14 protein-coding genes are annotated in these 9,980 nt (G+C 61.7%); 10 read left to right on the top strand and 4 right to left on the bottom strand.

The genetic code is table 11. The annotated features are described in order from the left end of the window. Positions 1-38: 38 nt before the first annotated feature. Both ACR0DO_RS12130 and ACR0DO_RS12135 read right to left on the bottom strand, forming a co-directional pair. Entirely contained in the window at positions 39-950 is a 912-nt protein-coding gene (locus tag ACR0DO_RS12130) for a DMT family transporter (protein ID WP_170447945.1), read from the bottom strand. After that, complete coding sequence (locus tag ACR0DO_RS12135; RefSeq protein ID WP_480559035.1) at positions 947-1,825, bottom strand: LysR family transcriptional regulator; 879 nt, start codon at positions 1,823-1,825, stop codon at positions 947-949. Before ACR0DO_RS12135 ends, ACR0DO_RS12130 begins: the two co-directional genes overlap by 4 nt. Before the next feature lie 119 nt (positions 1,826-1,944). Between ACR0DO_RS12135 and ACR0DO_RS12140 the strand changes: the two genes are divergently transcribed. Further along, positions 1,945-2,526 carry an FMN-dependent NADH-azoreductase gene (locus tag ACR0DO_RS12140; protein WP_480559037.1) on the top strand — a complete coding sequence of 194 codons (582 nt, stop codon included), beginning with the start codon at positions 1,945-1,947 and terminating at the stop codon, positions 2,524-2,526. A gap of 76 nt (positions 2,527-2,602) precedes the next feature. On the opposite strand, the gene ACR0DO_RS12145 is transcribed toward ACR0DO_RS12140, so the two are convergent. Beyond that, complete coding sequence (locus ACR0DO_RS12145) at positions 2,603-3,133, bottom strand: prolyl-tRNA synthetase associated domain-containing protein (RefSeq protein ID WP_480559039.1); 531 nt, start codon at positions 3,131-3,133, stop codon at positions 2,603-2,605. 262 nt (positions 3,134-3,395) lie between these two features. Between ACR0DO_RS12145 and ffh the strand changes: the two genes are divergently transcribed. From ffh to trmD, 9 genes are all read left to right on the top strand, one after another. Further along, on the top strand, positions 3,396-4,901 hold the full coding sequence (gene ffh, locus ACR0DO_RS12150; RefSeq protein ID WP_480559041.1) for a signal recognition particle protein: 1,506 nt from the start codon (positions 3,396-3,398) through the stop codon (positions 4,899-4,901). Beyond that, positions 4,898-5,452: a GNAT family N-acetyltransferase gene (locus ACR0DO_RS12155; RefSeq protein ID WP_480559043.1), complete on the top strand. Its 555-nt coding sequence runs from the start codon at positions 4,898-4,900 to the stop codon at positions 5,450-5,452. Before ffh ends, ACR0DO_RS12155 begins: the two co-directional genes overlap by 4 nt. Beyond that, positions 5,449-5,745, top strand: a complete 297-nt coding sequence (locus tag ACR0DO_RS12160) for a chorismate mutase (protein ID WP_170447932.1) — start codon at positions 5,449-5,451, stop codon at positions 5,743-5,745. The genes ACR0DO_RS12155 and ACR0DO_RS12160 overlap by 4 nt, the downstream gene beginning before the upstream one ends. Before the next feature lie 95 nt (positions 5,746-5,840). Continuing rightward, a complete protein-coding gene (gene rpsP, locus ACR0DO_RS12165; RefSeq protein ID WP_170388164.1) occupies positions 5,841-6,230 on the top strand; it encodes a 30S ribosomal protein S16 in 390 nt (129 codons plus the stop codon). A gap of 12 nt (positions 6,231-6,242) precedes the next feature. After that, complete coding sequence (gene bluB, locus ACR0DO_RS12170) at positions 6,243-6,878, top strand: 5,6-dimethylbenzimidazole synthase (RefSeq protein ID WP_480559045.1); 636 nt, start codon at positions 6,243-6,245, stop codon at positions 6,876-6,878. Positions 6,879-6,882: 4 nt separating this feature from the next. Next, positions 6,883-7,032 carry a hypothetical protein gene (locus ACR0DO_RS12175; protein ID WP_480559047.1) on the top strand — a complete coding sequence of 50 codons (150 nt, stop codon included), beginning with the start codon at positions 6,883-6,885 and terminating at the stop codon, positions 7,030-7,032. Next, positions 7,025-7,528, top strand: a complete 504-nt coding sequence (gene rimM / locus ACR0DO_RS12180) for a ribosome maturation factor RimM (RefSeq protein WP_170447928.1) — start codon at positions 7,025-7,027, stop codon at positions 7,526-7,528. The genes ACR0DO_RS12175 and rimM overlap by 8 nt, the downstream gene beginning before the upstream one ends. Next, positions 7,528-8,343, top strand: a complete 816-nt coding sequence (locus tag ACR0DO_RS12185; RefSeq protein WP_480559049.1) for a hypothetical protein — start codon at positions 7,528-7,530, stop codon at positions 8,341-8,343. The genes rimM and ACR0DO_RS12185 overlap by 1 nt, the downstream gene beginning before the upstream one ends. Further along, positions 8,340-9,137, top strand: a complete 798-nt coding sequence (gene trmD, locus ACR0DO_RS12190) for a tRNA (guanosine(37)-N1)-methyltransferase TrmD (RefSeq protein ID WP_170674093.1) — start codon at positions 8,340-8,342, stop codon at positions 9,135-9,137. The genes ACR0DO_RS12185 and trmD overlap by 4 nt, the downstream gene beginning before the upstream one ends. Here trmD and ACR0DO_RS12195 read toward each other — a convergent pair. Further along, positions 9,134-9,934 carry a glycoside hydrolase family 25 protein gene (locus tag ACR0DO_RS12195; RefSeq protein ID WP_480559051.1) on the bottom strand — a complete coding sequence of 267 codons (801 nt, stop codon included), beginning with the start codon at positions 9,932-9,934 and terminating at the stop codon, positions 9,134-9,136. The genes trmD and ACR0DO_RS12195 overlap by 4 nt on opposite strands. Positions 9,935-9,980 lie beyond the last annotated feature (46 nt).

Below are 9,980 nucleotides of genomic sequence, written 5' to 3' on the forward strand. Positions count from 1 at the left end.
GCCTCTGACGCTGGCACAATTTCAGGGGAAGGCAAGCTTCATTCAGGCACCGGGTTCGTTGTGCCGCGCTGTTCTTCGGATTTCAGCAGCAGCACAAGCGCGATGACGGTCAGGATTGCGCCCACAACAACCAACAGCGGAGGCGGCGTCTGTCCCAACGCGATTTCCCAAAGGATCACCCAGCTGGGCGTCAGGTAGGTATAGGCCATCACCTTGGCCGAGGGCAGCCGCAGCGTCGCAAACTGCACCAGAACAAAACTGGCCGCTGTGGCAAAGATCGAGACATAAAGCAGCCCCACCCAGACGATCAGCGGCAAGTTGGCCCAATCGGTCGCCCGGATGTCGGACCAACCAAAAAGCGTTAGCAGAACGCAACCCGCGACCAGAGTACCAAAGGTGAACACCACCGCCGGTTCTCCCCGGTTCAGCTTGCGCACCATCGGTGTGTAGATCGCGTGCGCCACACAGCCCCAGAAATAGATGATCTCGCCGCCTCCGATCTGGAACGCGGTAAAAGCCTGCCAATCCGCGCGGAAAATGACCCAGAGCGCCCCCACGGCACCCACCGTCAGGGCAAGGGCCATCCGGGGCGTCGTGATCTGCCGCAGCAGCACCCAGCCCGCCACCGCCGACATCACCGGAGTCAGCGTGAACACAGCGGCCGCGCTGACCGGGGGTGCGGTCTTCAGGCCGTGGAACATCAGAACGAAATAGCCGGCAAACAGCCCGCCCAGCACCAGATAGCGCCACGGCGCCTGCGCCGCGCTGCGCGGCAGGCCGGTGGTCATCAGTGCCGCAATCCCGATCACAACCGCCGCAATCAGAAAACGCGCCGCCGTGATTGCCTCGGGCGCGATCTGGTTGGCGACCAACGAGCCCAGCGAAAAGCTGCCCGCCACCAAGGCCGAAAACACAAGCATGGCCAGATGGCCCTGTGCTTGGGGGGTCACGCCAGCCAGCCTTTGGATTGATCCTTAAGGTATGTCAGAAAGCTCTGCACCTTGGTGGTGCGGTGCAGATCCACATGGGTCACCAGCCACAGGTTCCCGAACCATTCCGGCAGCGGATCGATCACCTCGATCAGATTCGGGTCGCGGGCGGCCTCCCAGCGGGCCATGAAGCCGATCCCGGCACCGGACAAAACCGCCTCGCGGATGCAGAAATTGTTGGTACAGCGAAAGGTGATATTCTCGGCCGGAACCGTCGCGCGCAACCATCGGGAAAACGGAGCGCGGCTGTTTTCGTCGTCGGTGCTGACGAAGTGGTGATTGGCGAAGTCCTCAATATTGGCGGGCTTCCCGTTGCGATCCACGTAGGCGGTGCTGGCAAACAGGCCGACCTCTTGCGTGATAAAGGGCTGCACCACATTGTCCGGCTGATCCGGGGCCGACCCCGCCCGAATGGCCACATGGGCCTCGCCATATTCCAGACGGAACAGGCGGTCTCCGGTCAGGTAGCGCACGATCAGTCCCGGATGCAGGCGCTGAAACTCGCTGAGCACGGGCACCACCAGCGGCGCCAGCGACGACAGAGACGTCACGACCAGTTCACCCGAGACGTCATCGCCACGCCCCTTCATCCGCCCGACCAGTTGGTTGAACTGATCCTCGGTCGCCTGCGCCACGCGCAGCAGGTCATCTCCGGCCTCGGTGGGGGTGTAGCCGCGCGCGTGGCGCTGGAACAGCTTGACGCCCAGCCGCGCCTCGATCGCGTCGATGTGGCGGATCACGGTGGCATGGTGCACGCCCAGCACCTCGGCCGCGCCACTGACAGTGCCCATGCGGGCCACCTGATAAGCGGTTCTGACTTCGTCCCAATTGTCCAAGGCGTCACCTTACTGTGCAAATTCCAACATCAACTGTTGATGTATCCGAGTTTTGTTCATGTACGCAACATCCATATTGGGCGCAGACGAGAATTCCCCATCCAAAAGGACCAAGTGAAATGACCAAAACCATCCTGCATATTGATGCCTCGGCCCGCCGCGAAGGGTCTGCCACCCGCGATCTGTCCGACCGCATCGTCAAGCATCTGGGCGCTGCGCGCATCATCCGCCGTGATCTGGCCAGCCCCCTTCCCCTGCTGACCGAGGACTGGATCAATGCCAATTTCACCCCCGCCGATCAGCGGGACGAGACCCAGCGCGATCAACTGGCGCTGTCGGATACGCTGGTGAATGAACTGCAGAAGGCTGATACTATCGTCGTCGGTCTGCCGATCTATAACTTCTCGGTGCCTGCGGCGTTCAAAGCGTGGATTGATCTGGTGGCCCGCGTTGGCCTGACCTTTTCATACACCGAGAACGGCCCCAAGGGCCTGCTGGAGGGCAAACGCGCGGTTCTGGCGATTGCTTCGGGCGGTACCGCGGTCGGGTCCAAGGTCGATTTCGCCACCAACTATGCCAAACACGTACTTGGTTTTATCGGCATTCATGATGTGGATGTTGTCGCCGCCGATCAGATGGCTCTGGACGCGGAAACCACGATGGCCAAAGCACAGAAAGCCGTCCAAGAACTGGCGGCCTGATCGCCTGCACCTTGAATGCCCTGCGCGCCCAGCCTGTTTTTGCAACGGCTGGGCGCACCTGTTCTTTGGCCTTGGATCAGGGCAGCCAGGTCACCTCACAACCGGTCCGGTCGAAGAACGCCATCAGATCGGTCCGCGCCATCGCAACAGTGCGGTCATTGACCAGAGGGTGCATGTAAATGACATCGGCCTGCTGCGCCGCACCATCCATAAAGAACCGCACATCGTTCTGCACCCCGTTGATCATCGCCAGCGGGCTGACCGCTCCGGGCCGGATACCGAGGTTCTGCAGCAGCCGATCCGCCGAGCCGAAGGACAGATTGCCCACGCCCAACTCCGCCCCAAGCGCCTTGAGGTCGATCTCGCGGCTTTGTTCCAGCGTCACCAGATAGTTCCGCTTTTTCTTGTCGCGCAGGTACAGGTTCTTCAGGCGCAGGGCGTTTTCGCCCGGCACCATGAACTGATCCTCGACCGATTTCGAATCTTCGACCGTACGCAGCGGCACATGGGTGTGAAGCCGATAGGCCAGACCCCAGTCGTCCAATTGTGCCAACAGCGCATCCGAGCTGAGCGGTAGCGCGTCCTGAAAGGCGGATGATGCGTCCATGAGAGACTCCTGATGATATCGCGTTGCTGATGCCGCCAAAGCCAGCCGGTTTCAAGGCCTGCCGGCGTGTCCGGCTTGACTACAGGCGAAAACAGACATAATGAACTGCCCAACATCCGGAAGAGACGATCCTTCCGGTCCCTTGAGTCGTTCAGGGATCGCCCCCCACCAGCGAGTTTCGCCCGTGGGGGCAATTGTGCATTTAACCGGTGCCTCCTAATTAGGAAGTGCCACCAGATAACCGGCTAAGGAGGCCGAAGGCATGTTTGAAAATCTATCCGAACGCCTTTCCGGCGTCTTTGACCGGCTGACCAAACAAGGCGCCCTGTCCGAAGAAGACGTCAAGACCGCTCTGCGTGAGGTCCGGGTTGCGCTGCTTGAGGCCGACGTCTCGCTGCCGGTGGCCCGCGAATTCGTCAAGAAGGTGCAGGAACAGGCGACCGGTCAGGCGGTGACCAAATCGATCACTCCCGGCCAGCAGGTCGTCAAGATCGTGCATGACGCGCTGGTCGATACCCTGCGGGGCGAAGAAGATCCCGGCAAGCTGAAGATCGACAACCCACCTGCCCCAATCCTGATGGTCGGTCTGCAGGGCTCGGGTAAAACGACCACCACCGGTAAGCTGGCCAAACGCCTGAAAGAGAAAGAGGGCAAAAAGGTCCTGATGGCCTCGCTGGACGTTTATCGCCCGGCGGCGATGGATCAGTTGGCGGTTCTGGGCACGCAGGTCGGCGTGGATACTCTGCCGATCGTGCCCGGTCAGAAACCCGTCGACATCGCCAAGCGCGCCAAACAGCAGGCGACGTTGGGTGGTTATGACGTCTACATGCTCGACACGGCGGGCCGTTTGCATATCGATGAAGTGCTGATGGACGAGGTCGAGCAGGTCCGCAACGCTGTTGACCCGCGCGAGACCCTGCTGGTCGTTGACGGCCTGACCGGTCAGGTCGCCGTGGAAGTGGCCGAGGAATTCGACGCCAAGGTCGGCATCTCAGGCGTGGTTCTGACCCGGATGGACGGTGACGGGCGCGGCGGTGCGGCGCTGTCGATGCGCGCGGTCACCGGCAAGCCGATCCGCTTTGTCGGTCTGGGCGAGAAGATGGACGCGCTCGAAACCTTCGAGCCGGACCGGATCGCCGGACGTATTCTGGGCATGGGCGACATCGTTGCTCTGGTCGAAAAGGCCCAGGAAACGATGGAGATGGAACAGACCGAGCGCATGATGCAGCGCATGGTCAAAGGTCAGTTCAACATGAACGACCTGAAAATGCAGCTGGAGCAGATGATCCAGATGGGCGGCATGCAGGGCATGATGGGCATGATGCCCGGCATGGGCAAGATGGCCAAGCAGATGGATCAGGCGGGTCTGGACGACAAGATCCTGCGCCAGCAGATCGCCCTGATCCAGTCGATGACCAAACGCGAACGCGCCAATCCTCAGCTGTTGCAAGCCAGCCGCAAGAAGCGCATCGCGGCCGGTTCGGGGATGGAGGTCAGCGACCTCAACAAGCTGCTCAAGATGCACCGGCAGATGTCGGACATGATGAAGAAGATGGGCAAGATGGGTAAAGGCAAGATGCTGAAACAGGCCATGAAGGGCATGTTCGGCAAAGGCGGCCCTTCGCCCGAGGAAATGGCCGCAGGCATGGACCCCAAGGCGCTGGAACAGGCGGCCAAGGCGATGGGCGGCAAGATGCCCGGTATGCCCGGCATGGGCGGCGGCATGGCTCTGCCGCCGGGCCTCAGCGGGTTTGGTAAGAAGAAGTGAACCCGATCGCCGATCATATCCCCCGGCTTGAGACCGAGCGCCTGATCCTGCGCGCCCCATCCGAGACTGATCTGGACGCGGATGCGGAATTCTTCGCCAGCGATGCTGCGAAGTATGTCGGCGGGCCTCTGCGCCGGGACGAAACGTGGCGGATCATTGCTCTACATTTTGGTCATTGGGCTCTGCGCGGCTATGGGTATTGGAGCGTCGATGAAAAAAACACCGGCACCTATGTCGGTCGGATCGGACTTTGGTGCCCCGAAGGATGGCCCGAGCCCGAGGTCGGCTGGACGCTGATGAACCATGCAACCGGCAAAGGCTATGCGACCGAGGCTGCATTGGCGGCGCGCACCCACGCTTATGACATTCTGGGCTGGGAAACCGCGATCTCGCTGATCGACCCGGACAACGACGCCAGCAAAGCCGTAGCCAAAAGGTTGGGCGCCCAGTTCGACTATCATTATGAACACCCGAAATTCGGCACCACCGAGATCTGGCGTCACCCGGCGCCCGGCGATCTGGTGAATGGCGGCATGGAGGCCTACGCATGACCAACCCCGTGACACAGGCTGCAACGCTGCTGAAAGAGCATCGCGAAAGCATCGACCGGCTGGACGCGATCCTTGTCTATACACTGGGCGAGCGTTTCAAGCACACGCAGGCTGTTGGCAAGCTCAAGGCCGCACACGACCTTCCCCCGTCCGATCCCACGCGCGAGGCTGCGCAGATCGCACGGCTAGAAGACCTGGCGAAACAGGCCAATCTGGACCCTGACTTCGCCAAGGCTTTTCTGAATTTCATCATTCAGGAAGTCATCCGACACCACCGGAAACATCAGGAATAATCATCCGTTTCCACGAATACCAAGAATAACCGGGCACTTCCCGGCTCAAACAAAGACACGCCTCTGGCGTGATGCCATCCAAAGGAGATACCACCATGGCAATGAAAATTCGTCTCGCCCGCGGCGGCTCGAAAAAGCGTCCCTTCTACCGCATCGTGGCTGCTGACAGCCGCATGCCCCGCGACGGCCGTTTCATCGAGAAACTGGGCACCTACAACCCGCTGCTGCCGAAAGACAGCGAAGAGCGCGTGAAAATGAACATGGAGCGCATCCAGTACTGGCTGGATCAGGGCGCACAGCCCACCGACCGTATTGCACGCATGCTGGAAGCTGCTGGCACCCGTGAAAAAGCCGAGCGTAACAACCCCAACAAGGGTACCCCGGGCAAGAAAGCTCAGGAACGCGCAGAAGAAAAAGCTGCAAAGGCTGCTGAAGCGGCCGAAGCTGCTGCTGCACCGGCTGAAGAAGCGGCTGCCGAAGAATAAGCAGGCGGGCGCGTGCAGGATCAGACTTTCACCGACGATTTCCGCACGCAGTTCGACCTGTTGATGCGGCTCCGGCGCGATGTGCGCCGGTTCCGCACCGACGCGATAGACGAGGCAGTGCTGGCGCGCTGCCTCGACGCGTTTCGACTGGCCCCCTCGGTGGGGCTGAGCGAACCCTGGCGCGTGATCCGCGTCGAAAGCGCGGCCGCACGGGCGGCGGCGCTGAAAAATTTCCAAACCGCAAATGCCGAAGCCCTAGCCGGATACTCCGGCGAGAAGGCGCAGCTTTACAGCGGCCTGAAACTGTCGGGGATGCAAGAGGCCCCGGTGCAACTGGCCGTGTTCTGCGACGATGCCACCGACAAGGGGCAAGGTCTGGGCGCGGGCACCATGCCCGAGGCACGCCGCTATTCCGTCGTTTCGGCCATTACATTGTTCTGGCTGACCCTGCGCACGCGCGGGCTGGGTCTGGGCTGGGTGTCCATTCTGGACCCCGACCAGATGGCCCGCGATCTGGACGTGCCGGAAAACTGGCGTCTGGTCGGCTATTTCTGCGTCGGCTGGCCCGAGGAGCTGTCGGATACGCCCGAACTGGAACGTGTTGGCTGGGAATGCCGCGACGACACCCTGACGGTTGAGGTGCGATAGACAGATGTTCGGATTGATACGACTTCCCATCCTGCTGCTGATCGCATTTATTGTGGGCGTGTTCTTTGAACGCAGCAACCAACGCGAGGCCTGCGCCGCGCGGGGCGACTGGCAGGATGGGCTATGTGTGACGGTGGATGGGCCAAATGAGTGATCTGATCTGCGTCGGCAGCATTGCGGGTTCTTACGGCGTGCGCGGCGAAGTGCGCCTGAAAAGCTATTGCGCCGTACCCGAAGATATCGAGGCGTATTCTCCGCTGACCGACGAGGCCGGCGCCCAGCGCTATCCTTTGGTCCTGACCCGCTCGATCAAGAACGGGTTCGCCGCACGGCTGGGCGGGATCGAGACCAAGGAAGAGGCCGACGCGCTGAAAGGCCTGCGCCTGTTTGCCCGGCGCGATCAGCTGCCCTCGCTGCCCGATGATGAATTCTATCACACCGACCTGATCGGGCTTGAGGTCTATGATACTGGCGGCACCCTACTGGGCCGGATCAAATCGGTGCAGAACCACGGCGCAACCGACCTGCTGGAACTGCACGGGCCGGGCCTGAAAGCCACCGTTCTGCTGCCCTTCACGCTTGAGGCCGTTCCGACCGTTGATCTGGACAAGGGCCGCATCATCGCCGATCCGCCCGAAGGGCTTATCTGATGCGCCGCGTCCTGCTGCATCTGGGCCTGCACAAGACCGGAACCACAGCGGCACAGTCTTTCCTCTATGACAATCGCGAGCTGATCTGGCCGCATTTCGCGCTGGTGCTGCCCTATCGCACGCGCAAATCCGGCCTGTCGCGGGCGGCGACCAACCACTCGGTCTATGGAACCGTCGGTACGCTGTCCGAATTTGGCACGCAGGTGCGCGACTTTTTGGACTCGATCGATTTTGGCGACAAACGCGGCCTGATCGTCAGCGAGGAAAACTTTGCCGGTTTGCGCCCCAGCCGTAACATCGAAAACGGCTATGCAACCGCGCCAGAGCTTGCGGCCTGTCTGGTGGATGCCATCCGCCATCGTTTCTCCGGGCAAGAGGTCGACATTACCATCTACCTGTCGCTGCGCCAACGCGGCGGCTGGCTGCGCAGCCTTTGGGCGCATGATCTGGAGCGCATCCGCCAGGTGCATGATTACGAAGCCTATCGAGCGAACATGGATCACCTGCCGCCCTTGCAGGATACCGTGGATCAGATCCGGGACAGGCTGCCATCGGTCACCGTTACCGCCGAATGGCTTGAGGAACTGCAGTTGCGCCGCTATGGCCCCGGCACCCCGTTTGCCGAGTATCTGGACCTGCCCCGTGACAAGGCCAAGCTGCTGGTGCAGCCCACCAAGGTCAACAGTCGCCTGCCCGAGGACGTGCTGGTCGAATTGCTGGACCTGAACCGCTCGCGCTTGGACGAGGCCGCTCTGATCGAACAGAAGAAAGCGATTATTGAACGCGCGAAAGGCGCTTTGATCGGCACGACATGACTGACAAGCCTAGCAAATCCCACGGTCGCAAAGCGATCCGACCCACCCTGAAACCGCGTGAGTTGATGACGCCCACGCCCGATCTGCATGGGGTATGGAAGGCAAAGATCATCACGCTGTTTCCTTCCGCCTTTCCCGGCGTTCTGGGCGAAAGCCTGACCGGCAAAGCCCTGCAAGAAGGGTTGTGGCAGCTGGAAACCGTCGATCTGCGCCAGTTCGGCATCGGCAAGCACCGCAACGTGGATGACACGCCCGCAGGCGGGGGCGCAGGCATGGTCTTGCGCGCCGATGTACTGGGCGAGGCGATCGAGCACACGATGGCCGGGATACAGGGCAACTGGCCTCTGATCTATCTCAGCCCTCGTGGCCGCCGGATGGACCAGCGCATGATGCAGAATCTGGCCCGCTGTGACGGTATGACCCTGCTGTGCGGCCGTTTCGAGGGCGTTGATGAGCGGGTACTGGAGCATTACGGCGTGCAAGAGGTCAGCTTGGGCGATTTCGTCATGACCGGCGGCGAGATCGCCGCGCAAGCGCTGATCGACGCGACGGTGCGGCTGATCCCCGGCGTGCTGGGCAATCAGGCCTCAGCCGAAGAGGAAAGCTTTTCCTCGGGCCTGCTGGAGCATCCGCAATACACCCGCCCCGCCGAGTGGAAGGGGCGCCCGATTCCCGACATCCTGATGTCCGGCCACCACGGGCGCATTGCCGATTGGCGGCACGAAATGTCGGAACAGATCACCCGCGAACGGCGTCCCGATCTGTGGGAGAGCTACAGAAAGGCGCGAGACTAACCCCCCGCCTTCCAGCGCGCCCAGATTTCCGGGTGGCCGTTGAACGTGTTGATATCCACCTTGCCCTGTACGCCCGGCACCAACCCGGTGCCGGTGTACTGCCAGAACCGCCAGATCATGCCGGGATAGACCTCACGCGGGTGCCCCGCGACCGAACGCAACCAGAACTCGGTTTTAGGCAGCCGCCCGATATCGGTTTCCTCGTAGAAATCAACCGTCGTATAGATGATGGGCCGACGACCGTAATGGCGCTCCAAAATGTCGAGGAACCGCTGCGCCTCGGCACGGACCTTGCGGCCATCGGGACGTAGCCTGCAGGTCTTGGAATGCGGGGTCCACTCCATATCCAGCACATGCGGCAGGTCGGCGCCCTTGGGCACGTTCTGAATGAACCACCGCGCCTGCTCATGCGCCGGGCGGCAGAAATAGTAATAGTGATACGCACCCCAAGGCACCCCAGCCGCCTGCGCGCCGCGCCGGTGGTCGTCGAACATGGGGTCGGCCACGTCACCGCCCTCGGTCGCCTTGATGAACACGAAACTGACGCCCGACGCCCTCGCCCGGCGCCAGTCGATTGGCCCCTGCCAGCGCGACACGTCCAGCCCGTGAACCGGGTAATGGCCGGGATGCCGCCCGTCCCACTCATGTGGGTCGGCATCGCCAAAGGCCGGGTAGATGACCGCAGGCGACGTGGTGTCCAGAAAAGCTTTGGCCTCGACCTGTTGGGGCGGAGGGGTGCTGCGACCGCAGGACAGGGTCGCAAAGGCCAGAACGGCCAGCATCAACGCAATGCGCATGATCCATTCCTGTTGTAAATTTCTGCTCTTGTAATTGCCTCCAGAA

The sequence above is a fragment of the Ruegeria sp. AM9 genome (assembly GCF_056540565.1).